The 23946-nt window shown below is 45.9% G+C and carries 15 protein-coding genes; 7 read left to right on the forward strand and 8 right to left on the reverse strand.

What is annotated here, in order from left to right; all coding sequences use genetic code 11:
• Nucleotides 1–2: 2 nt before the first annotated feature.
• The 7 genes from DN752_RS03505 to DN752_RS03535 all read right to left on the reverse strand — a co-directional run bounded on the left by DN752_RS03505 (nucleotide 3) and on the right by DN752_RS03535 (nucleotide 13077).
• Nucleotides 3–2165 (reverse strand): GH92 family glycosyl hydrolase, encoded by a 2163-nt coding sequence (locus DN752_RS03505; RefSeq protein WP_112782698.1) that lies wholly within the window; start codon nucleotides 2163–2165, stop codon nucleotides 3–5.
• Between the two features lie 166 nt (nucleotides 2166–2331).
• Nucleotides 2332–3750, reverse strand: coding sequence for a glycoside hydrolase family 125 protein (locus tag DN752_RS03510; RefSeq protein WP_112786405.1), 1419 nt, complete (start codon nucleotides 3748–3750; stop codon nucleotides 2332–2334).
• A 541-nt stretch (nucleotides 3751–4291) separates the two neighbouring features.
• On the reverse strand, nucleotides 4292–5446 hold the full coding sequence (locus DN752_RS03515; protein WP_112782699.1) for a glycoside hydrolase family 76 protein: 1155 nt from the start codon (nucleotides 5444–5446) through the stop codon (nucleotides 4292–4294).
• A gap of 361 nt (nucleotides 5447–5807) precedes the next feature.
• On the reverse strand, nucleotides 5808–6935 hold the full coding sequence (locus tag DN752_RS03520; RefSeq protein ID WP_112782700.1) for a SusE domain-containing protein: 1128 nt from the start codon (nucleotides 6933–6935) through the stop codon (nucleotides 5808–5810).
• Between the two features lie 31 nt (nucleotides 6936–6966).
• Nucleotides 6967–8598 carry a RagB/SusD family nutrient uptake outer membrane protein gene (locus DN752_RS03525; RefSeq protein ID WP_112782701.1) on the reverse strand — a complete coding sequence of 544 codons (1632 nt, stop codon included), beginning with the start codon at nucleotides 8596–8598 and terminating at the stop codon, nucleotides 6967–6969.
• A gap of 12 nt (nucleotides 8599–8610) precedes the next feature.
• Nucleotides 8611–11982: a SusC/RagA family TonB-linked outer membrane protein gene (locus DN752_RS03530; RefSeq protein ID WP_112782702.1), complete on the reverse strand. Its 3372-nt coding sequence runs from the start codon at nucleotides 11980–11982 to the stop codon at nucleotides 8611–8613.
• Between the two features lie 42 nt (nucleotides 11983–12024).
• Nucleotides 12025–13077, reverse strand: a complete 1053-nt coding sequence (locus tag DN752_RS03535; protein WP_112782703.1) for a FecR family protein — start codon at nucleotides 13075–13077, stop codon at nucleotides 12025–12027.
• Nucleotides 13078–13394: 317 nt separating this feature from the next.
• Here DN752_RS03535 and DN752_RS03540 point away from each other — a divergent pair, with 317 nt between their 5' ends.
• The 4 genes from DN752_RS03540 to DN752_RS03555 are packed head-to-tail and all read left to right on the forward strand — an operon-like array spanning nucleotide 13395 to nucleotide 17403.
• On the forward strand, nucleotides 13395–14819 hold the full coding sequence (locus tag DN752_RS03540) for a circularly permuted type 2 ATP-grasp protein (RefSeq protein ID WP_112782704.1): 1425 nt from the start codon (nucleotides 13395–13397) through the stop codon (nucleotides 14817–14819).
• A gap of 10 nt (nucleotides 14820–14829) precedes the next feature.
• Entirely contained in the window at nucleotides 14830–15810 is a 981-nt protein-coding gene (locus DN752_RS03545; RefSeq protein ID WP_112782705.1) for an alpha-E domain-containing protein, read from the forward strand.
• Entirely contained in the window at nucleotides 15807–16550 is a 744-nt protein-coding gene (locus tag DN752_RS03550) for a peptidase (RefSeq protein WP_112782706.1), read from the forward strand. Before DN752_RS03545 ends, DN752_RS03550 begins: the two co-directional genes overlap by 4 nt.
• Nucleotides 16540–17403, forward strand: a complete 864-nt coding sequence (locus DN752_RS03555; protein ID WP_112782707.1) for a transglutaminase family protein — start codon at nucleotides 16540–16542, stop codon at nucleotides 17401–17403. Before DN752_RS03550 ends, DN752_RS03555 begins: the two co-directional genes overlap by 11 nt.
• A gap of 275 nt (nucleotides 17404–17678) precedes the next feature.
• Here DN752_RS03555 and DN752_RS03560 read toward each other — a convergent pair whose 3' ends face one another.
• Nucleotides 17679–18350: an RNA polymerase sigma factor gene (locus tag DN752_RS03560; protein WP_112782708.1), complete on the reverse strand. Its 672-nt coding sequence runs from the start codon at nucleotides 18348–18350 to the stop codon at nucleotides 17679–17681.
• A gap of 317 nt (nucleotides 18351–18667) precedes the next feature.
• Here DN752_RS03560 and DN752_RS03565 point away from each other — a divergent pair, with 317 nt between their 5' ends.
• The 3 genes from DN752_RS03565 to DN752_RS03575 all read left to right on the forward strand — a co-directional run bounded on the left by DN752_RS03565 (nucleotide 18668) and on the right by DN752_RS03575 (nucleotide 23944).
• Nucleotides 18668–19207, forward strand: coding sequence for an RNA polymerase sigma factor (locus DN752_RS03565; protein ID WP_162633095.1), 540 nt, complete (start codon nucleotides 18668–18670; stop codon nucleotides 19205–19207).
• A gap of 111 nt (nucleotides 19208–19318) precedes the next feature.
• Nucleotides 19319–20299, forward strand: coding sequence for a FecR family protein (locus tag DN752_RS03570; protein ID WP_112782710.1), 981 nt, complete (start codon nucleotides 19319–19321; stop codon nucleotides 20297–20299).
• Nucleotides 20300–20416: 117 nt separating this feature from the next.
• Nucleotides 20417–23944: a SusC/RagA family TonB-linked outer membrane protein gene (locus tag DN752_RS03575; RefSeq protein WP_112782711.1), complete on the forward strand. Its 3528-nt coding sequence runs from the start codon at nucleotides 20417–20419 to the stop codon at nucleotides 23942–23944.
• Nucleotides 23945–23946: the final 2 nt, after the last annotated feature.

Here is a 23946-nt window from a genome sequence, read left to right on the forward strand (position 1 = left end):
TTTTATTCAGTGGTCAATGTTATCGTCCCTCCTTTTTCTAACACTTCATGAGGAACAAAGTAACCATCTATTTTCTTTTCATCCACTTCTATTCCCTTTAAATCTCTTCCTCCTGAGGGATTTTGGATCACCACTGATTTGCCTGTAGGCAGGGTCCATTCCACTTCGTCAAATACCGGAACGGTCACCAAATATTCAGGATCAGCCGGACTGAGCGGATAAAGCCCCATGGCAGCCCAAGCATACCAAGAGGACATTTCCCCTGCATCATCCATACCGGAAAGCGCCAGTCCATGTTCACCGATACCATAATAATCGGCCAATAACTTATCGATTACCGCTTGGGATTTTTCAGGCTTGTTGACAAAATAGTACGAAAATGGTGCTTCATGATCAGGCTGATTGCCTTGACAGTATTGTCCCATAAACCCACTTACATTCCGGGCGATGTACTCAGGATTCCAAGGTTTGGTAAACAGGGTATCCAGTTTCTTTTCAAACTGCTCAGCTCCACCGTAAATGTCCACTAGCCCGGGCATGTCATGAGGTACATAAAAGGACAGTTGCCACGCATTCGCTTCACGGTACATGTATTCGTAGTAAGGATATTCTGGGTTGAATGGGCTGATCCAATCGCCATTTTCTAGCCTTCCACGCATAAAATTCACCGATGGATCGAATACGTTTCGATAATTCTGACCACGCTTGATCAAGTCTTGGTAGTGCTCCTCATCTCCCATGACCTTGGCAAACTGTGCCAATGAATAATCATCGTAGGCAAATTCCAAGGTTTTAGAAACCCCTGCTTTGGCCTTGGTTTCTACATGGGGATTTTCCACATCAGGATCAGCAATATAGCCTTTTTCAATATACTCTTTGATATGTGGACGGGTGCCTCCCTCTTTGTAAGCATTGTTCAACAGGTATTCATAGGCTTTTTCTACCTCAAAATCCGTAACCCCCCTGCGATAAGCCCCAGTAATGAACGGCGCCGCATGATCCCCATGAAAAAACGTAGGAATAAAACCACTGTGACTACCTTTCTCTACCAACGACTGAATCACATCTGCCGTCACCTCCGGCTGCATAATGCCCAACAACACCACTTTGTTTCGGTAAGTGTCCCAGAGAGAAGGCAGGGTATAATAGCGGAAGTCCTCCGTTCTGGTTTTTCCTCGCTCGTCCAAAAACTGGCCATTCACATCACTCCTAAGTGCTGGCCACTGAAAGGAACGATAGAGGGAAGTGTAAAACAATGTCTTTTCCTTTTCACTACCACCTTTTACCTTGATATGGCCTAGGAGTTTATCCCAGGTTTTTGCTGCTGCCCACCGCACTTCTTCAAAAGATTTATCGGCCACTTCTTGCTTTAGGTTGGCTTTAGCATTGGCCTCACTGACGTATGAAAGCCCGATTTTAAGCAATACAGGGGCATCATTTCCATTGGCCAAGGCAATTTTGGCATAGCCCTCCTTACTGCCTTCTTGGATCACCTCCATGGTTTCCACATCTTGGCTCAGTTCTACATAAAAATGCACCTTATCACGGCCCACCCGCTGAAATCCCTGCAGGGTATTGGCAGTAGGATTGGTGATTTCCCAATCGGATACGCCATTATTGGCTTTTGCCAAATCAAACAAGATCGTTCGTTCTTGGTTGTTTTCAAAGGTATATTCATGCACCCCTGCCCGTAATGTACTGGTCAATCTGACTTGAACATTATAATCTTCCAGATAAACTTCATAGAAGCCCGGTGAAGCCGATTCTTTTTCATGGCTAAAAGTGGATTTGAAAGGTGCCGTGGCATCAGGACTGATCGGCAAAATGGGGATGTTGCAGAGGTTCCAGTGTCCCTTATTGGTGTGTGTAAATCCGATGATCTCAGTATCCTCATATTCATAGCCAGCCCCTGACCCAAACTGGGTAATGGGACTCAGCTGCACCATGGCATTGGGGAGGGACGACCCCGGGTAGGTCAAGCCAGCCCAGACCCTCCAGCCCTCCGGGGGAGTGTAGCCAATATGCGCTGGACCTGTCAAAGGTGCCGTACCAATAAAGGGATTGACATAGCGGGAAAATCCCGCTTCCTCTTTCGGAACAAAGGCACAGCCCATCAGCTGCAAGGCCAATATGATCAGCATACTAAAGCTCAAAGAACGGTTCATAGGTCAGGTTATTTCTATAGGTTTAATAGTAATAGTATCAAGTACTGAGGATTAAGTACAAAGACACCTCAATGCTATATAATTTAAAAGGGAAGCCCCTCACAGAGGCTCTGCTAAGATCACAAAAATCTTAGCGCCTTTGTGAGAGGTACTCTTTAATGATTTATTACACCAGCAAATGCGGCTTTTCCTTGTACAGGGTATATATCAGCTCTCCAAATAGCGTGTTTGACCAAGCAAACCAGCTTCTGGTGAAGTTGTCGGGATCATCCTTATGGAATCCTTCATGCATAAACCCAGTGCCACCATGTGTGGATTTTAGCCAGTCCAAACACTGTTTGATTTCCGTGTCATCCGTCGCCGTCATGGCCTGCAAGGTGATGCTCATGTGCCAGATATAGTCCATGCCCACGTGAGGACCGCCGATTCCCTTGGCAGCTTTTCCTGAGAAGAAATAAGGGTTATCTTCGCTCAGTACGAAATTCCTGGTGTTTTGGTAAATCGGATCGTCAATTTCCAAACTTCCCAAATACCCCATGCTCAGCAAGGACGGCACATTGGAGTCATCCATGAAAAGCTGGTTACCGTAACCGTCCACTTCAAAAGCATAGATTTTTCCATAGTCCAAGTGCTCTGCCACCGCATATTTATGGAGTGCTTCCTCCACCTCTTTAGCAAGGTCTTCGCATTCCTTGGCTGAAGAGGTGTCCTTTTTCACCTCCTTGTAAATCACCGCCAGCTGTCGCAAAGACTGCACAGCAAACAAATTGGAAGGCACCAAGAACGGAAAAATGGTCGCATCATCCGATGGTCTGAATGCAGAACAGATCAAACCAACTGGTTTCACGGGATTACCATATCCATCCCCGGAAAGCGTGTCCGTTGCCCTTGGGGTAGTCCTTTGGAAATGGTAGGGTCCGTTATCTTCTTTTCGCTGCTGCTCTTTGAACGTTTTCACGACCAGCTTCATGGCTCTTTCCCAGCGGTCATCAAAGATGCTGGTGTCGTCTGTTTCTTTCCAGTAGCCATTGGCCAAGCGGACAGCATAGCAGAGGGAATCGATCTCCCACTTCCGCTCGTGAAGCTCGGGCTTCATGTCGGTATGGTCACTCTCCCATTCACTTCCAGTAGGCCCATTGTTAAAGGCATTGGCATACGGATCGATGATGATGCATTCATTGTGGCGATTGATCACCCCTTGGATAAGCTTTTTGAGCTTTTTATCCTTATTCACCAAGGTCACATACGGCCAAACCTGCGCGGAAGAATCTCGCAACCACATGGCATGGATGTCCCCGGTAATGACAAAGGTATCCGGCTCGCCATTTTCCTCGGAGTACTCCACTGTCGTATCCAAGGTATTTGGAAAGCAATTTTCAAACAGCCATGCCAGTTCCTTGTCCTTGATGTTCTTCTTTATTTCATCAATGGTATTTTCAACTGCCTTACTGGTAAAGTTTCGTTGGGCTTTTGGTGGACGGTTGGTTTCCTTCATGGCAAGCCCTGCAGCCATGGATACTCCAGGTCCCATGGCCAGTCCAAAAGACGCCGCAGCACTGGTTTTGATAAAATCCCTTCTGATCATGTTTTTCGTTATATTTTGCAATCCCATTCAAGTATTCGGGTTGCTTTTTATGAGGTTATTAATTGAATTCCCTCGTAAATTAATCGATTTAGCGTTACCAAACAAAGTTTTTCATATGAAGACCGGAGAGAATAATAAGTTAGGCACTTTTTGATCATTTTTTCTTATTGACCAACAAACCTACAGCCACTTCAACTTTTATTTCCCCCTTCCCTAATGGTTCCATTATTGCGGATTTCAAATCCGGACTACTGTTATGTTAAGTGAGGCCATAATCCTCGACTTCGCTCGGGAAGACAGGTAACGATATCATCCCGAGCGGAATCGAGGGATAACCAGCCCGAAAATTTATAGTTGACATGACACTAGCCAAGTGCTGGAAAGGAGCCCCAGCACAGCTCAAGAAAATGCCCCTAACTCCCTATAGGGGGAATTTGTCAAATGCAATCCGGTATTTGCCTCAAATCTCATGTCTCATGTCTCATGTCTCAAATCTCAAGACTCAAGACTCAAAACTCCCTACTAACCACGAGTCCCTTCCCTATTCCAACACCCCTTCTTCTTGCAACAAGGCCGCAGCTTCCATCAACATCATACCGGACAATTGGGTAGAGAGGTCCACTTGGTCACCCGGCAATTCACGCCAATAGGGACCGCAAAGCATATCTGGCCTGCGGAGACCATCGGCATAGAACGTTTCTGCATTGAACTTAAAGAAACTGATAAGGTCACCCCGATCGCCGTCAGACACAGCAGGCTCCTGGATCAGTTCGGTGAAATAACGGACAAAGATGCCTTTGAACAGTCCACCGTCGCCCTGTCCTTCATTTTTGAGGATTCCTTCTGTGGACAATTCCGACCTATTCATGGCAGATTCTGCGGTCTGAAGGGCATCCATTAGGTAGCCCGTTTCGCCCGTGATTTGGTACATGCGCAGGCCAGAACCTATCCATGTCCCGGCATTATAGGTAAATATCCACTCCTTTTTGACCGTAGGCGTGCCCTCGATCAATTCGATATGATCCCACACCAAACCAGTCTGGGGATCCACCAAATTGGCCTTTTGCCATTCGTAGAGGTCTTTGGCCCAGGTGAGGTACTTTTTTTCTTGGGTGACATGGTACAGCCTGGTGGCCAAGACAATAGTCGGCCCGTTAGACACGGCATTTTTGAGATTGGGGGTGTCTTTTTTCCAGGTAATACCTCCACCAAACACCTCACTATAGCTCTCCAGAATGTCCTCCCACAGAAATTCAGCCACTTCCAGGTATTCGGTATCATCTGTTTCATTATAAGCACGGACGCAGGCATTGCCCAGCCACAGCATGTCATCATTGAAGACATTCGAAAAGGCACCTCCATTTCGGTCCCTTATGCCATGGAGCAATCTCTTCATTTTGTCCAGATAGGCTCCATCACCAGTCCGGGAATAGGCATCCACATAAACATGGAGCGCATGGGCATTTGGCCAATACTGCCCGTAATCTCCCCCGGGGTTATAGTTAAAGACTCCATCCTCGGCAATATAAAGGGAATAAAGGCTATTTTGCATCGAATCAGCCGTGGCAGCATAATCATACTGCACTTCTTCCACTTGGTCAAAATCTTTACGAAGCGGTCCCAAATCACTTTCGATACAAGACGAAAATGCCCCACTTATCGCTAGTATTGACAAGGCTATTTTATATGTTTTCATCGTTTTGCTTTTTCTTTTTGGTCAATCTCTTTTTTGATTTTACGCTTTCTTGCCAGTAGTTTTTATTTCTCGCCGAACGCACAGAAAACCCAGAATGAAACAACGCTTTTCTGAGATTTCCGTGGTTTCTGTGAGGACCTATTTCATATTTCTGTGATTACTGGTATCATTGCGGAAATACATAATCTCTTTTTACACTTTTCCTTCATCCACCAATCCTTTGGCTAAATGACTATCAGGCTCTCCCAACAGCCGACGTCACTGCCATCGCAGCGGTAGTCATGAAAGGCAATCTCCTTTCCTCTAAAGGGACGGCCGCGTTGTTCCTCTTCGCAGTGACGGGCTGCTGAGCATAGTTTCCTTATTCCACGGTCACGGAATGTGTATAATTAGACCCTTCGGCATTGAAAATAACCTGGATGTCTGCAGCGGAATTGTCCACCTCGGTGGCAAATTTAAAGCAGTTGTTCCAGCGGTCATTGGTCACGGGCACCATGTACCAATAAGCCGGACCAGTGGTTTCATTTGGTCGCTGGTTGTCGCCATTGGTACTTCCAAACCACTCTTCGGCGGTGTTGCCTTCGGCATCAGTGACCATAAAACGGAACTTGTACCGCTCATCTCTGCCCCAATCCTCCTGCCTAAACTCGATCGGAAAGTCGTCTACCATCCAGGTACCATTTGATGAATATGGCAGTGCCGTGAGAAATTCCCCATTCGGTGCAAACCACAACTCCACCTCCCCAATCTCATGTATTTCGGTGGTTCCATTGGAGAAATCGACCCGGATACGGTAGACTTTTTCGTCACCTGTATATGCTGTTTCTCCATCTGCCCGCAGCTTCTCACCATCGATATAGTAAGTATCCGGTTCACCGGAATTTCTTTCCGCAAAGGCATAGGATCCTTCTGTCAAGGAAGTATACGCTTCAAAGGTATTGGCACTGGTCTTTTTCATCAATATGGCGTTGCCAAGGTCCTCTCCTGCTTCCGTGGCAGAACCTGTCAGGTACAATTCATCAGGGGCAGGAAAACCGGCTGGCCTTTCCACTTCTATCGTTCTGATATCCATGATTTCCTGTACATTAATTCCTTTTGAGGACTGTACTGACCACTGGAGCTTCCCTACCGCTTCGGGTTGGATGCCCGCCCTTTCGGCAATGCTGTTCAGCTCTGAGAATGGCAGTGTCAGTCTCCGCTGCATTCCTCTACCATCTGACGGAATGATAAACAATGGATCGGAGAAATCTCCCCCTTCTTCATCAAACACCACATCATAGAGTACCACACCATTGTCTTCAGCTTTGGCAGCTTCCCACTCAAATATGGCCGAACTCTGCGCACCGAGGTTCATATAGGCATTGTTTTCTGGAGAATATAAGGCCTGCACAGGAGTTACTTCCGTATGCATCTCAGTATCTTCCTGACAGCCCCAAAAGGCCAGCAGCACCATCATAAATGAAAGGAGTTTATAGCTTGTATTTTTCATTGTTGTATTGTTTTCAGGTTATTGTTCAGGTTTATTCCCAGCCGGGATTTTGGGTCAAATTAGCATTCAGGTTGCGTTCATCACGAGGGATAGGCCACAGGTAATGCTTGGAAGGATCAAAAGTCCTAAGGTTCACCCGCAAGTAGCCATTGTCTTCGGACGGTGGACCATACTGGGCGCCGTGGGCCCAGCCATTCAGCACATCTTCAGCAATGCGCCATCTACGGATATCAAACACCCGCAGGCCTTCCATGGCCAGCTCAATTCTCCGTTCGTTCCTGATCGCCTCTCTCCAACCTTCCTGGCCAAGATCGGCATCAAAATCCAATGCCGCCGGGGCTTCAAACCCTGCCCTTTCGCGAAGTGCCCTGACCGTCTCGTCCCAAGTGGTCTGGTCCATTTGATTAAGTTCATTCTTGGCCTCTGCATACATCAGCAGCACATCGGCATAGCGAAAAAGCATCAAGTTTAGCCCTGAAGCATAATCCGTATTGCGCGAGGGATCAAAATACTTTCGGGTATAATACCCTGTCGTCGTGGATGACGAACCCGGCACATATTCATCCGGTGCTGATTCATCCGGATCTGTCCCCGGCTCGATATAAATGGTATGGGTATCGCCATTGTCTTCCCATTCATAAAGGTGGTAAACAATGGTCGCTGTCAACCTTGGATCCCTGTTATCATATGGATCACTCTCCTCATAACCGGAATTGGGATCAGAAATGGGCAATCCATTTTCCATTAGATAGCTGTCCACCAATTCCTGCGTGGGTGCCAGGGCATTGAGACGGGCACCAGCTGACAGAGGTGCCATGTCAAAGAACTCAGCCCAAGTGCGCAACTGCGGCACATACTGCAGGCTGAGGATATCTTCTTGGCTGAACTGGTTTTCAGGCATAAACAGCCCCTCATAAGAAGGAAAAAGTCCATAACTGCCGTATTCCTCTCCCATAATCAATGGCTCGGTAGTAGCCACTACCTCTTGCCACTGGCCTTCATACAGGTGAACCCGTGCTTTGAGTGCCATGGCTGCACCGCTGGTGATGCGGCCCCGTTCTGCTTCTGGTAATTCCTGCTGGGTGGGCAGTACCTCGCTGGCTGCTTCCAATTCTCCCAGGATAAACTCCAGCACCTGGCTTTTTGGTGTTCTGGAAATGGTCTGAGCGTCCTCGATGGAGATGTCTTGGTCCAGTAGCGGCACATCTCCAAACCAGGTCATCAACTGAAAATGCTGATAAGCCCTGATAAAACGTGCTTCGCCTTTGATGCGTGCAAGTTCGGCTTCGTCCATATCCTCCACACGATCGATATTTTCCAATATGATATTGCAGGTCTTGATGGCACTGTAATTATCGTCCCACTGCGACTGGAGGCGCCCAAGGGAAGGGTCGTAGGTGCCTGCGGCCAAGGAAGCTGCTCCGGCATTGTCTCCGCGGCCATTAAAGGCATTGTCGGAAGCCCCTTCATTGAAAAAGAAGCGGTTGCTGGTAAACATCTGCGAATAGGCCGTATTCAACATGCTTTCTGCTTTGGCCGCGGAGGTCCAATAAGTCAGGTCCGTAAAGGTATTTTCCGGCGCCAACTCCAAGTCCTTGCAGCCTGTCCATAACAGTGTGCAACACGCCGATAACATGATTGTATAGTTATTGAGTTTTTTCATTGTCTGAGCTCTTTAAAAGGTGATATCCAATCCAAAACCATAATACACCATCGTAGGGTAAGCACGGGCACTATTAGCACCACCACTTCTCATACTGTTGTCAAATTCTGATAATTCTGGATCTACAAAATCCACTTTGGAAAGGGTAAACAGGTTTTGGCCGGAGAGATACGCACGGCAATTTTGCATGCCCAGTTTTTCAGCAAGCGACTTCGGCAAGGTATAGCCTACTTGTACGTTTTTAAGCCGTAAGTATGCCGCATCAAACAAATACATGTCCGATCCCCTTCGGAAGTTATTGGTATTTGACTGGCTACCATTATCGGCCAGTCTGGGATAGCGGGCATCAGGATTCTGTGGCGTCCAATAGTCCAGCTGGTGCTCGTACATGGTCATGCCATAGTTATAGTGAAAAGGCTCCACCATTTCTCCACGGATCATCATGGTCCTATTGCCCACACCTTGGGCAAATACATTCAGGTCAAACCCTTTCACACGGACATTATAAGTCAATCCAAACGTCATTCTTGGAAAAGGATTGCCAAACACATACTTGTCATCGTCATTGATCACGCCATTACCATCGACGTCCACGTAGCGGTTATCTCCAGGCTGGACATTGAGTCCTTCTGGTTTGGCACCATTCTCTACTTCATCGACGTTTTGGAAGTAACCGTCCCTTTTCAGGCCCACATAGGAATTAAAAGGATAGCCCTCTTTTAGCAGCACCTGCAGCTCTTCCATGCCGGTAAGTCTTTCTTCTCCCTGAAAGTCCAGTACTTTGTTCTTGGAATCGGCCAGATTAAAGGAAAAAGTATGCTCAAACAAGTCGCCTCTGTGGCGGTAGGTCGTGGTGATTTCCCAACCTTTGTTGCTTACTTTTCCATTATTAAAGTCCGGCAAAGAAGTACCAAACACCCCTGGTACCGCAGGAGGCACCAAAATATCAGAGGTCACTTTATCGAAGTAATCCAAGCTCAAGGTCAGCGCTCCGTCCATAAAGTCCAAGTCGGCACCGATATTGAACGTGGCTGCTCTCTCCCACTGGATATTGGGATTGGCATAGTTAAACCCTGTTCCGCCCACCGCGGCATTGTTAAAGCCATAGGCATTTTGGAAGGTGAAGAAGGTGGTTTGGTATTGGTAGTTTCCCACGTTCTGGTTTCCAAGCACACCGTAGGAAGACCTGATTTTCACCTCTCCGAAACGATCACGGTAACTGCTCATAAAATCTTCCTCGGAGATTCGGTAGCCTATTGATGCGGATGGGAAAAAGCCCCATCGAATGTCTTCACGGAACTTGGAAGAGCCATCATACCGAAAGCTGAATTCTGCAAAATACTTCTTGTCCAAATCGTAAGAAACACGGCCAAACAGGGAATTCAAGCTATTTTCAGATGAGCTTTGGTTGGAGTTATAGCTATCTGGGTTAATAATAGTCTCCGTAATGGGGGTGCCCAGCTCAGGGTCTGTAAATCGCTTATAGATACCTACACCCCGATCAGTGTGGTTTTCATTGGATACCCCTATCAGGGCATTCACCTCGTGACGCTCAGAAAACAGCTTATTATACTGTAGCATCAACTGGGAGTTAAGGTCCAGTCCTTTTCTGTTTTCATCCGTGGTATTTCGGTCTCCCCCGTAAATACCTCTTGGGTAAAAATCTACCTGCGTGGTCCTGGCATACATATTATTGGCATACATATTAAAGCCAAAAACTCCACGCATTTTCAGGTCGCTGGTCAACTTCAGTTCACCGCTGATATTGCCAAATACATTATCATCTATGTGTTCTCTAAAGCCACCTTTTTCAAGAATCCCCAAGGGATTGAATTGTTGTAGAATATCATTGGTCAGGTACCTTCCCAAGGAATCTTTTTGGGTATAATATAACGGTACCCTGTTGGCATCGGCCATCAGTGTTCCGCTGGAGAAGCTATGGTCCTTGATCAGCCTTCTGGTATAGGCCAATTTTGAACTCATCTTGAACCTGCCAAATTCATTGGTAAGGTTCATGCGAAAATTATATCGTGTGTATCCCTTTTCAGGTCCCACAAAATTGCTGCGCTGATCGGTGTAACCTGCCGACACCAAATAGGTCGAGTTTTCTCCTCCACCTGAGACCGAAAGGTTATGGTTTTGCTGAAGCGCATTCTTAAAAATCTCCTTCGCAAACCACTCCGTATCGCCGTTTTCCCTCATTTGACGGATTTGTTCAGGGCTAAACACCGCTTCACTCCTTCCCGCATTGAAAGCGGATTCATTGCGCAGCATGGCATTTTGATACCCGTGCACCGGTTGGGTAAAAAACTGCGGCGTATTGACCCCCACCAGGCCATTATAGGTTACTTTTGGGCGGCTATTTTTCTTGCCCTGCTTGGTTGTGATCAGCACGACGCCGTTATTGGCCCTAGATCCATAAATCGCGGCACTACCGGCGTCCTTCAGCACAGAGACACTTTCGATGTCCGAGGGATTCAGTAAGTTGATGTCACCACCAATTACCCCATCGATGACGATTAGGGGGCTATTATCACCCAATGTGCTGATCCCACGGATATTCAGGTTGATTCCTGCTCCAGGTTCTGAATTCCGTTGTTGGACGATCAGGTTGGCCGAAACACCCTGCAAAGCTTGGCTCATCGTGGCCACTGGCCTTCCTTCCAGCTTTTCTTGGCCTACTTGGTCCACGGCTCCTACCACGCTAAGTTTCTTCTGGGTGCCATAGCCCACTACCACCACCTCTTCTAGGGATGAAGTGCTCATGGCCAAGGTCACATTGATGGTAGACTGCGATCCCACCACTACTTTCTTGGATTCAAATCCAATATAAGAAAACACCAATGTGGCTCCTTCTGCAGCTTCAATGGAATAATTACCATCAATGTCGGTCACCGTCCCTTTGCTAGGTTCTCCTTCTACGACCACCGAAGCCCCAGGAAGTGGCTCTCCCGTATCGTCCAATACCTTTCCGGTCACCTGAATGAAATCCAATTGGGAGGGGCCTTCGGTTTTTTGGACTGTTGATGAGGCTTTGGACACGTGGATGGTGCTGTTGATCTGTTTGAATTTTAGGTGGGTTTTGGAAGAAATATCCTCCAAAACGGATAGCAAGGATTGCTTTTTCACTGAAATGCTCACCAGAGGAGTATTCCTCACTTGATCCAAATCAAAGGCGAACCTAAAATCCGTTTTTTGTTCGATGGTACGAAGTACCTTTTCCACCGGAGCATCCTCCAGTGCTAGGCTAACAAAGACACTTTCGAGGTCTTTCTGCTGGCTTCCGAAAGTTTGCTGGTGGGCCAGTCCTCCTGTCATACACATCAAGAGGAACAGGTACCGCATCAGCAGCTTTCTCCTGAAAACGAGTAGTTTTTGTTTCATTATTTTGGGTTATTTAGTTAATGTTATTCGACGCTATGTCGGTTATTTATTGCTGATAATTAGTTTTCCATTTTTTATTTCATAATCAAAATTCAATGAATACTCCATTCCTTTTAGCACATTTTCCAAGCTTTCATTTTTGAACTCTCCACTATATTTTCCAGTGAACTCCACTCCTGCCGCCAATTCAACATCCACATTGTACCACCTTGACAGACGGTCAAAAACCTGCTTGTAGGATTCTTCCCGAAACTTCAGGATACGCTCTTTCCAGCCGATCAGCTGATCATAGTCATATGTTCCTTTCGTAAGAGACAGGTCTCTCACATCAAAAAAAGTCGCTTCATCAGGGAGTAATGTGGCCGAAACACCATTTTCAGTGGCTACTTCTACCTTTCCGGTCACCACCGCCACATGAAACCCGTCATCCTCTGGGTATGCCCCAATATCAAAGGAGGTCCCCAGAACAGTGGTTTTCAATTGGCCACTCTGTACGGTAAAAGGCTTTTCGGGATTCTTGACCACCTCAAAAAATGCTTGTCCATCCAGCTCCACGGTACGCTCTTCTCCAAAGCTGGAAGGAAACCGGATCTCACTGTCAGAATTGACCGTCACTTGGGAGCCATCCGGCAGTCGGAATACTTTCTTCATTCCCTTCGGGACTTTTCTCACGACCCAGTCTGCGACCGGGACTTCTTCACTTGCTCCAGTTTGTCCTATCTCGTAATAGCTCAACAGAAAAAATCCCATCACCACCAATGCCGCAGCCATGGGAAGCCACCATTTAACCACCCTGTTTGGATACCTGAAGTGACTGTTATCGATTTCCTTATACTGCTCTTGCTTGACGTGATAATGGAGGAGATTGTCTTTGATCCTACTGAAGTCTTCCTGCGGCATTTGGTGCTGCTCTTTCCATGAAAGGGACTTGGCCAAATCCTTGGCCCTTACCAGCATTTCCTTCTTTTCTGGATGCTTTTCCAGCCAATGCTGCCAATAGCTATCCAATTCAGCATTGGAATGGGACAGCCACTTTATGAAAAGTGGATGCTTCAAAAAGTCTGCTTCATTTTTCGGGTCAAAGCTCATTGACATGGGCGTTTTGGGTTATTACTCTCGGTACAGTACTAAAGAGACCGCTCCCTTTAAAGTGACCCCATCAGGTTTTACTTTTTTCCCAAAAAGTTAAAAATGCTATTTCCTCAATAAACTTGTCCCGCCTCTTATTAATCAAGTACAAATCACGAACTTAAAGTAACAAACACCTGAAAAAACCAAATAATCACCAAGTATACCGATACAAAAACTAAAAATCACGCCATAAGTATTACTAAAAACGAAATATATTTTGCTTTTTATTAAATTTTAGTTAAATTATAGGTACATTTTTTACCAACTTTAACGAATCATATATGGATTTAAGTAACTACCAATGCAAAGGGCTTTATGATGAGATGTTTCAAGAAGACGGCATCTGTAGGGCTCATTATCATCCCTTCGAAAAACTATTAAGAAAGACACATCCAAAGAAACTCAAACAATTACAATTTTCGGCCAACAAAAGCCAGTTGGCCATGGGAATGACCTTTAATGTCTATCATAATGAAGAAGGCTTGGAAAAAATCCTGCATTTGGACGTCATCCCAAGAATTATTCCCAATGCTGAATGGCTTCAACTAGAGGCCGGCCTTAAGCAGCGCATCAATGCGCTAAACCACTTCATTCAGGACATTTATAACGATCAAAATATCCTTAATGATGGCATTGTCCCCCGGGACCTTATTGAAAACAGCAAAGATTTTCTAAAACCTTGCATGGGCTTGACTCCGCCTAAAGGCATCTGGTGCCACATCACTGGAACCGACCTGATCCGTGACAAGAGCGGGGAATATTTTGTATTGGAAGATAACTTGAGGTGTCCTTCAGGAGTATCCTATATGCTGGAGAGCCGAGAAATCATCAAGCGGGCATTTCCTAATATTCTCAATAAAACAGGTGTCATGCCGGTTTCTAATTACCCCACACGGCTTTTAGAAATGCTCAAAAACTTAAGTGTCAAAGACAAGCCTGTGGTGGGCGTACTCACCCCAGGGATTTATAATTCGGCCTACTTCGAACATTCCTACTTAGCCCTGCAAATGGGTGCCGAATTGGTCACTGGGGAGGATTTGATCGTCAGGGACAAAAAAGTGTACATGCAGACCACTCAAGGCTTCGAACAGATCGATGTCATCTATCGTCGGATTGATGATACTTTTTTGGATCCTGAGGCGTTTAACCCCGATTCACTTTTGGGCGTTCCGGGGATTTTTGAAGCGTACAGAGCAGGAAATATAGCCTTGGCCAATGCTCCTGGGACTGGCGTCGCCGATGACAAAGCCGTCTACGCCTATGTACCGGACATCATCAAGTACTATTTAAATGAGACCCCAATCCTCAACAATGTCCCCACTTATCTGTGCAGGAAGCCAGACGACCGCCAATATGTGCTCGACCATATCGAAGATCTTGTGGTCAAAGAAACCAATGCAGCAGGGGGATACGGCATGCTGATCGGTCCAAAATCCACTCCTGAAGAACATGAAAAATTCCGGAATTTGATCAAAACAAATCCCGACAATTACATTGCCCAACCCACCTTAAACCTCTCCACTGTTCCTACATTGGTAGATGACAGCGTGGAATGCAGGCACGTCGATCTCCGTCCGTATGTCCTGTATGGTGAGGAAATAGATGTCGTGCCCGGAGCACTCTCCAGGGTAGCCCTCAAAAAAGGCTCATTGGTGGTCAATAGCTCTCAAGGGGGCGGAAGCAAAGATACTTGGGTACTTTATTAAACAATCAACTATGTTAAGTCGCGTCGCAAATTCAATTTATTGGCTGGGAAGATACCTCGAGCGGGCAGAAAACTATGCCCGTTTTATAGATGTTAATTTTAACCTCATGCTCGACCTCCCTCCCGGCCTAAAAGCCCAATGGGAACCCTTGGTACTGGCTACAGGAGACCATGCCCACTATGTCAAAAGCCACAAGGATTTTGACAAACGGTCAGTGATCTTTTTTATGACCTTGGACCGATCCAATCCCAACTCCATTCTATCGGCCATTACCTATGCCCGTGAAAACGGCCGGATCGTAAGGGAACACCTGAGCAAAGAAACCTGGGAGAAGATCAACGGACTATACCATATGCTCAACAATACCTCCGAACGAAAGATATGGGGGAAAAAAGATCCCCGAAGCTTCTTTGAAGACATCAAATACCAAATCCAATTACTCTATGGACTCGCTGACACCACCGTGGCCCGTACCGAAGGCTGGTATTTCAGGACCTTGGGGATGTACCTGGAAAGGGCCGACAAAACCAGCAGGATACTGGACGTAAAATACCATATGTTACTGCCTTCTCCACAGGAAGTAGGTAGCCCATTGGATTTTCTGCACTGGAATGCTTTGCTAAAATCGGTTTCGGCATTTAATACCTACAGAAGACTTTATGGCACCATCGAATCCAGCGGACTCTTGGAATTTTTGGTATTCAACAGGCGCTTTCCACGCTCCATTTACTTCTGTATCAAAGAAGCCGAGGACTGCCTCCACATGATTTCGGACAGCCAAAATTATGACTTTAAAAACAGTGCGGAGAAAGAAATAGGTGCATTACGATCAAAACTGGCATTTAGTGATATTGCTGACATTATCAAAGATGGACTACACGAATCGATCGATGAAATCCAACAAAAAATAAATGTAATATCTTCGGAAATTGAACTATCTTTCTTCCAAATCAAACAACCATCTTTTACTCAAAACCAATCTCAATCATGACTTTTTGTTTAGGCATAAAAACAAAACATGGAATAGTGGGGCTATCAGATACCCGCATCACTTCCGGAAGCGAAACTACCACGTCCAAGAAAGTGTACGTGGTAAATAAAAAGAAGCACACTTTTTTCATTATGACTTCAGGCCTTCGTTCTGTCCGTGATAAGGCCATTACCTACTTCACCGAAGTAATCAAACAACAAGATGACAAGTTCTCCAAGCTTTATGAAACCGTCAATGAGCTGGGCAAACAAATAAAACAAGTAGCCAAAGAAGATGAAGAACACTTGACCAAATCTGGACTCAACTTTAACCTCCACGCCATCATAGGCGGCCAACTGGAAGAGGATGGTGAGCCCAAACTCTACCTTCTCTACCCACAAGGCAATTGGATTGAGATCAAAAGAGGCACCCCATTTGTCATCATCGGAAACAGTGGCTTTGGCAACCCCGTATTGCGAAGATCCATCACCTATGACGAAACATTGGAGTTTGCACTTAAAAGCGCCTTTTTGGCTTTCGATGCTACCCGAATATCCGCCAATGACGTGGACTTCCCCATCGACACAGTAGCGCTGATCAATGATGAATTTCATATCAAAGAACACCGCTTCGAACAGAACGAATTGGCTCATATTTCTGATTTTTGGAACAGTCGTTTAAAAATAGCCGTTTCCGAACTCCCCGCCGATATGCTAAACCGGGCTTTTCAAGAGAATGATACCAGGATAGATGAATACTGAAAAACGCCTTCACATCCATCATAAAACGTGTTATACGTATGGAGGAAAGGTAAAACTCAACCCGCAGAAGATTTTACTTTCCCCTTCCAATAGAAGGCATTTTCAGGCCCACTCGGTCCATACCAGCTTCTCCCCAGCGCCCAAGGGAATCAACCAGCGCGTGGACATGGAAGGGAATTTGTTTCAGCAAGTATGGTTTGACCAGGAAGTGGAAAAGTTTGAGATCAACACGCAAATAGAACTAACGGTTTTTCCCGTCAACCCTTTTGAATTCATCATCGATAAAAGTTTCGAAAACAGGAATGAAGCCGACGAATTGACCTTTAGCTATGATGAGGAGAAGCGATTTTACCTGCATCCGTTTTTAGCCAATGACACCACGGCCAAGATCAGTGATCTAGCCAGTCAGTTTAAGCGGGACAGCATAAATGCGGTAGATTTTCTCGTAAAAATAACCGCCCATATTCATGGTTTATGCCGCCATATGATCCGGGAAGATCCGGGGATCTGGTCCCCAGAAAAAACCCTATCGGAAAAGCAAGGCTCATGTCGCGACTTGGCCTGGTTGCTCATCACCATTCTTAGAGAGGAAGGCATCGCCAGCAGATTTGTCAGCGGATACGCCTATAACCCCGATCTTGAAGAAAACCATGAGCTGCATGCTTGGGTGGAGGCTTACTGCCCCGGTGCCGGGTGGATCGGACTGGATCCCAGTCTGGGCCTGTTGACAGATGCTGGCTATATCCCATTGGCAGCCAGCTATCTTCCACACCTGACCTTACCGGTAGATGGCACCTATGTCGGCAACTATTCTTCCAAGCTTGACAGCAGTGTGGAGATCAAAGAAATTTGACAGGAAAAGGTACAGGCTTGCTTGCCTGACGGCTAGACCATAGCCGTCAGGCTAATGCATATATGATGCTGAAAATCTATATCCTTATGTGGTGTCTGAGCAATTCACATAAGGGCTAGGGGGGTTTGAAATCCCCCTTATCTTGGTTCGGGATTTTAAATCCCGAACAGCAAATTAGTACTGATAGAGTGCTGATTTAGCTCGGCGAGACAGGTGACGCAGGTCATTAAGATTTGCCAATCTGTGAAACATTCTTCTTAGGTGAGATCCGGCCACTACCCCATCAATACGAAAAGCATTCGAAGGATATCCTTGTGCTTTTCCAGCATGCCATGTAGGCTGTCCAGTGTCCTGTAAAGTAATTTTCTTGCGGACTTAACCTGGGAAAACTCCATGATATGGGCTATTTCCTTGTATGAAAGTCCTTCAAAAAAGTACAATGCCAAAATTTCACGCTGCCTTACAGGTAGCCGGTTACAGGCCTCCTCCAACACTTTACGTTGGTCCACTGTAAATTGGGTACTTATGGAATGGTAATCTGGATCCACACGCAGTTGAAAGCCATGTGTTTTCTCAAAATCCTCATCCAACACCACCCGTCTTCGCTGCTTGATCAACCGCAACAAACGTCGTCTAAAACTACTGAAAAGGTAATACTTTATGGATTGGGCCATCCCTAGTTTGTGCTTACTCCTAATGACCTGATAAAAAACATCTTGGACAGCGTCATTGATGATTTCGGTATCTTTGGTAAACTGTCGCCCATAGTTAAAAAGCTTATGGGCATAACGCTCAAAAATCTTTGCCAATGCCGAATCACTTCCCTGTAGAAATGCCAGCCACAGGGCTGACTCAGCTGCTTCATCAGTAGTGACTTCCCCCATTGGATGCTCATTAAAAGCTGCAGGAACTTCCTTTATTGGTTTTATGGATTCGGAAAGGGTCATTTTGGGTGTCTTGGTTTTTGTGATAATAGGGCATCTTCTACCCTACTTACTTTACCACTTTTATCAAATATACACGTTCTAAAATTAACAACAAAAAAACTAAACCATTTTAGCAATACACTAGAAGCATTTTTGTCGAAATAAAAAATACTACTAGTCTAGCCCCTTCTTTTTTGAAATAAACAGCAAATTGTCAGATTAATTAACCTTTTCTTAATTGAAAAATTGAATAATGAGTGCTTCTTAGTTCTACTTTTGGAGTAAATAATTTCCCAATGGCAAACAGCAGGTCAAGTGATACCGAACTTTTAGAATTAATGGCATCACATAATGATCAAAGGGCTTTTAACACCATCTTTGATTATTATTGGGATGAACTATATCATTTGGCTATTGTGAAGACCAGTTGCCCCGACTTGGCGCAGGACCTCGCTCACGAGGTTTTTATCAATCTTTGGAAATATAGAAAGACCATCAAGGTTAAGGCTACATTCAGTGCTTACCTGGCCACCATGCTCAAGTACGGCTTCTTTAGACACTTGGCAAAACAAGATAAAGAAAGCGTAAAGGGTGATTTTTTGGCAGAACCTTACCATGAAGAACACGGCTTTTCGATCATGGAGTTTAATGAGCTCTATGATAAAATTAGCCAAATCAAGAGCTCTCTTCCCCCACGGTGCAAAGCAATTTTTGAAATGAACAGCTTCCAGCAAATGTCTGTTGAGGAAATAGCCACGAACTTCAAAATTTCCAGTTCTACTGTCCGTAACCAGCTGGCAAGAGCCCGTGAAGTATTTAAAGAACAATTGACCGAAGATGTCTCTTTGATTACGCTGTTGGCCATCTTCTTTCACTAGGCCTTGTTACCAAAACATTAAATACACCTCGATATCATTAATGATTTCATAACCATTTTCTTGTAGACGCCACGGCCTTCTTTTGACTCATGTAAGTGAAAAGCAAAAATTATGACCGTTCACCAATACTGGAAAAAACTCATTGATAAACTCTTCAACAAAACCATTGATACGGATGAACTGCAACAGCTGAACCAATGGTATGATGAGAAGGAGCTGAATGCACCTTCCCTAACGGAAGCAGCGCTAATAGAGCGAAAACAAAAGGCCTGGAAAAACATCCAGACAAATACCTCCATCAAGAAGAAGATCCCTTCACAGAAGAGGCGCTGGATCACCTGGTCTGGAGGCATAAAAATAGCCGCCAGCTTGTTTGTGGCCACGATCATCGGTTTACAGTATTGGATGCCGGATGAAGAGGTCATTCCCCCAGCCAAAACGATCACGATCAGTAATAAACTGGGACAAGTCAGTAGCTTCACCCTTCCTGACAGTTCTAAGGTTTGGCTAAGTACTGGCTCTAGCTTTTCGTATCCAGAGCGTTTTGACAGCATCCGGAATGTGGAACTGATCGGAGAAGCTTATTTCGAAGTCAAAAGAAATCCTGCCAAACCATTCGTAGTGCAATCGGCGGGGCTCAGAACGACAGTACTGGGAACCTCTTTTAACATCAGCGCCTACCCCGAGGAAAGCCCAAGCGTTTCGGTGCTCACCGGAAAAGTCCAGGTAGCTGAGAACCTTCCGAATGGCCAAAAAATCAATTTGATCAAAAACCAGCAAACCCACTGGGAGAAGGAAAATGGCTTCACTCCGGCCTTGCCTTTTAGCCCGGAAGCTATTTTGAAATGGCAAAAAGGCATTTTGGTTTTCGAAAATGCCTCCTTGGAAGAAGTAATCGAGGAGTTTTCCAAATGGTTTAACACCGACATCAAACTTCAAGGTGCCAAGGACAGTGACTGTAGGTTTACAGGTGAATTTAAAAACACCTCCCTTAAAAACGCTCTGGAAATCATCCAATATGCACTAAAAATCAACTATACCCTTAATGAAAATGAAGTAATCATCACAGCGCATAATTGCCTAAGGCAATAAAAAAATCCGGTGAAATTGGCCCTTCCACCGGATCTAAAAGATCAATTTAATTATCCCTGTTGCTTCCATCTTCGACCATGTAGCAGCCAGGGAGTAAACCTTTTATTCATCAAAATTATGAAAAAAAAACTACTTCGCATTGTTTTGAAGTCAACAGCGAACTTATTAATCATCGGTACGCTCATGTACTGCCTCAGCAATTTTGCTTTGGCCCATGAGACTAAGGCCCAGCACATGGGCGAAACGCAAATTGAGCTTTCCACCAGCAAGATGGAGCTTAGGCAATTCTTCTCGCAGGTGGAAGCCCAAAGCAACTTCAGGTTCCACTACAATGCTGTCTTGTCGGATGTGGAAACCGTCGTGTCACTAAATGGCTCAGCAGATCTGGAAACACTTCTCTATGAAGTCGCCAAACAAACTGACCTTAGTTTTAAGCAAGTCAATGAAGACATTGCTGTAAGAAAGTTGAAAAAAACCAAAGAAAACAAGGCGGTAGTCATCGACATCAACATATCAGGAACTGTCACCGATGCGGATACTGGCGAACCCATTGTCGGCGCATCGGTATTTATTGAAGGTTCTGGGATTGGAATAGCCACTGACCTGGATGGTAACTGGACCTTGGATATTCCGGAAGACCTCATGGGAAAAGACATCACAGCCAGCTACTTGGGCTATCAGTCGGCCACTGCCACCATCGGCCAAGGACCGATCAATTTCAGCCTTAAGTCCAATGAGCTTGACGAAGTCGTGGTCGTAGGCTATGGCACCCAGAAAAAAATCAACCTAACAGGAGCAGTAGACAATGTAACCGGAGAGGTATTCGAAAACCGCCCCGTTCCCAACATTGCCCAGGGGCTACAGGGAGCAATCCCCAACTTGAACATCAACATTCAGGATGGAAAGCCTACCCAATCACCTTCCTTTAACATTCGTGGAACGACCTCCATCGGCCAAGGCGGCGATGCGCTGGTGCTGATCGATGGTGTAGAAGGTGATCCTTCCATGATCAATCCTTCAGATATAGAGAGTATTTCGGTGCTCAAGGATGCGTCGGCCTCTTCCATTTATGGCGCCAGAGGTGCTTTTGGGGTGATCCTCATCACCACCAAATCCCCCTCCAAGGACAAGATGTCCCTTTCCTACACCACCAACTGGTCCATTAAGTCCCCTACGGTGGTTCCTGACCTGGTGACCGACGGCTATACCTGGGCCAGCATGTTTAACGAAGCGTGGACGGCATGGAACGATTACTCCCAGACACCCCAAAATGCCAACAAGACCCTTCCTTTCTCCCAAGATTATTTGGCAGAACTGAAGAGAAGATCTGAAGATCCAAGCTTACCGGATATCGAAGTCGGACCAAATGGTGAATACATCTACTATGGCAGCACGGATTATTACGGAGAATTGTACAAAAATAGCCTCTTGGCCATGGAGCACAACCTATCACTTTCCGGTAGCAATGGCAAAACGGGTTATTATATCACAGGAAGGTACTTTGACCAGGAAGGTCTGTTCCGGTACAATTCCGATGATTTCAAAATGTACAATTTCAGGGCAAAAGGCTCTTTGGAAATGACCGACTGGCTTACTGTAGAGAACAATACCGAGTATTCCTTCAGGCAATATCATAACCCGCTCAACGTCGGCGAAGGCGGAAGTATCTGGCGGAACATTGCTGATGAAGGCCACCCTTTGGCTCCTATGCTAAATCCTGACGGCACGCTCTCCTACTCAGCAGCTTACACCATTGGGGATTATTACTATGGTAAAAACGGCATTGACACCGAGCGAAGCATCATCAAAAATATCACCAGCTTCAACTCCCAGTTCTTTGACAATACTTTCCGTGTGCGGGGAAACTTTACTTTCCAAGATATCCAAAACAACGAACAACGAACCCGTGTACCGGTACCTTACAGCAGAAGTGAAGGGGTCATTGAGTATGTCGGCACCAACACCAACGACATCAGAAACCAACGCGCAGAAACCCGGTATATGGCCACTAACATCTATGCCGAATACGAACCTAAACTGCAAGGGCTGCACAGTGTAAAAGGCTTGGTCGGCTATAACTTCGAGACCTCAACCTATAACAGCCTCATGGCACAAAGAAATGGCTTGATCTATGAAGACGCCCAAGATATCAACTTGGCCCTTGGTCAATCCATCACGACAGAAGGTGGCTGGGACAGATGGGATATCCAAGGAGGCTTCTTCAGGGTAAACTATAATTATGCAGGCAAGTACCTTTTGGAAGTAAATGGCCGCTATGATGGCTCTTCCAAATTCCCCGAAGATCAGCGCTATGCCTTCTTCCCATCCTTCTCAGCAGGCTGGAGGGTATCTGACGAATCCTTCTTCAACATATCAGAAACCACCATTTCAGATTTTAAGATCCGTGGATCCTATGGTTCACTCGGAAATGGCAATATCAACTCCTATGCCTTCCAAGAGCTGTTTTCGATCTCCCAATCAGACAGAGTGCTCAACGGCGTAAAACCGCAATACACCAATCAGCCCGGCGTACTTCCTGATGGCTTGACATGGGAAACCTCCACTACCGCCAATTTCGGTATCGACTTGGGCATGTTAAGTAACCGCCTGACATTTACGGGGGATGCGTACATCAGAAATACCACAGATATGTTTACGGTAGGCAAGTCCTTGCCGGCCGTATTTGGAACTGCTGTACCAAAAGGAAACTACGCTGACTTGCGCACCAAAGGGTGGGAATTTGTCATCGCTTGGAGAGATCAAATCAATGTCGCCTCCAAGCCTCTTAATTACAATGTGAAGTTCTTTATGGCAGATTATAACTCCACTATCACCAAATACAATAATGAGAACAAACAGCTCACCGACTATTATGAAGGCATGAAAGTAGGCGAAATATGGGGCTATGTCACCGAAGGACTGTTTGAGTCCGTGGAAGACATCAATTCACATGCTGACCAAAACTACATCCAGTCCTCCACAAGCCGTACCACACTGCCCGGGGACATTAAATTCCAAGACCTGAACAATGATGGTGTGATCAACAAGGGGCTCAACACCGTGGACAATCCCGGTGACCAACAAATCATCGGTAACTCTACCCCCCGTTACACCTATGGATTTAATGTCGACCTGAGCTGGAACAACTTTTTCCTCAACACCTTCTTCCAAGGCGTAGGCAAGAGAGACTGGTGGCCAGGTGGAGAAGCAGGCCTTTTCTGGGGCCAATACAACCGTCCTTACAACGACGTACCTAAATCAATGCTGGGCAATATCTGGTCAGAAGATAATCCGGATGCTTATTTCCCACGATATCGCGGCTATACTTCCATCGGCAGCAATCGCTCTTTATCATCAGTACAGACCCGCTATTTGCAGAGCATTGCCTACCTGAGAATGAAAAACATCCAAATCGGATATAACCTTCCCAAGCATGTGGCTTCCAAATACAAAATGAGTGCTGCCAGGATTTATCTTTCCGGTGAAAACCTGCTGACCTGGTCGCCACTTTACAAGGTCACCAAAAACCTGGATGTGGAAAGCACCGGTCCGTCTGACCTTGTCCTTACCTCCGGTACTTCTGGAAACGGAAACAACTACCCTATCCTCAAGAGTGTAACCCTTGGGCTATCTATTACCTTCTAAAA

Source organism: Echinicola strongylocentroti (assembly GCF_003260975.1).
Classification (GTDB): Bacteria; Bacteroidota; Bacteroidia; order Cytophagales; family Cyclobacteriaceae; genus Echinicola; species Echinicola strongylocentroti.

Coding starts and splice junctions, on each gene's coding strand:
- DN752_RS03530 (WP_112782702.1), bottom strand. CDS start 11,982: ATGAAACAAAAACTACTCGTTTTCAGGAGAAAGCTGCTGATGCGGTAC.
- DN752_RS03505 (WP_112782698.1), bottom strand. CDS start 2,165: ATGAACCGTTCTTTGAGCTTTAGTATGCTGATCATATTGGCCTTGCAG.
- DN752_RS03565 (WP_162633095.1), top strand. CDS start 18,668: ATGGCATCACATAATGATCAAAGGGCTTTTAACACCATCTTTGATTAT.
- DN752_RS03525 (WP_112782701.1), bottom strand. CDS start 8,598: ATGAAAAAACTCAATAACTATACAATCATGTTATCGGCGTGTTGCACA.
- DN752_RS03570 (WP_112782710.1), top strand. CDS start 19,319: ATGACCGTTCACCAATACTGGAAAAAACTCATTGATAAACTCTTCAAC.
- DN752_RS03520 (WP_112782700.1), bottom strand. CDS start 6,935: ATGAAAAATACAAGCTATAAACTCCTTTCATTTATGATGGTGCTGCTG.
- DN752_RS03535 (WP_112782703.1), bottom strand. CDS start 13,077: ATGTCAATGAGCTTTGACCCGAAAAATGAAGCAGACTTTTTGAAGCAT.
- DN752_RS03515 (WP_112782699.1), bottom strand. CDS start 5,446: ATGAAAACATATAAAATAGCCTTGTCAATACTAGCGATAAGTGGGGCA.
- DN752_RS03555 (WP_112782707.1), top strand. CDS start 16,540: ATGAATACTGAAAAACGCCTTCACATCCATCATAAAACGTGTTATACG.
- DN752_RS03560 (WP_112782708.1), bottom strand. CDS start 18,350: ATGACCCTTTCCGAATCCATAAAACCAATAAAGGAAGTTCCTGCAGCT.
- DN752_RS03545 (WP_112782705.1), top strand. CDS start 14,830: ATGTTAAGTCGCGTCGCAAATTCAATTTATTGGCTGGGAAGATACCTC.
- DN752_RS03550 (WP_112782706.1), top strand. CDS start 15,807: ATGACTTTTTGTTTAGGCATAAAAACAAAACATGGAATAGTGGGGCTA.
- DN752_RS03510 (WP_112786405.1), bottom strand. CDS start 3,750: ATGATCAGAAGGGATTTTATCAAAACCAGTGCTGCGGCGTCTTTTGGA.
- DN752_RS03540 (WP_112782704.1), top strand. CDS start 13,395: ATGGATTTAAGTAACTACCAATGCAAAGGGCTTTATGATGAGATGTTT.
- DN752_RS03575 (WP_112782711.1), top strand. CDS start 20,417: ATGAAAAAAAAACTACTTCGCATTGTTTTGAAGTCAACAGCGAACTTA.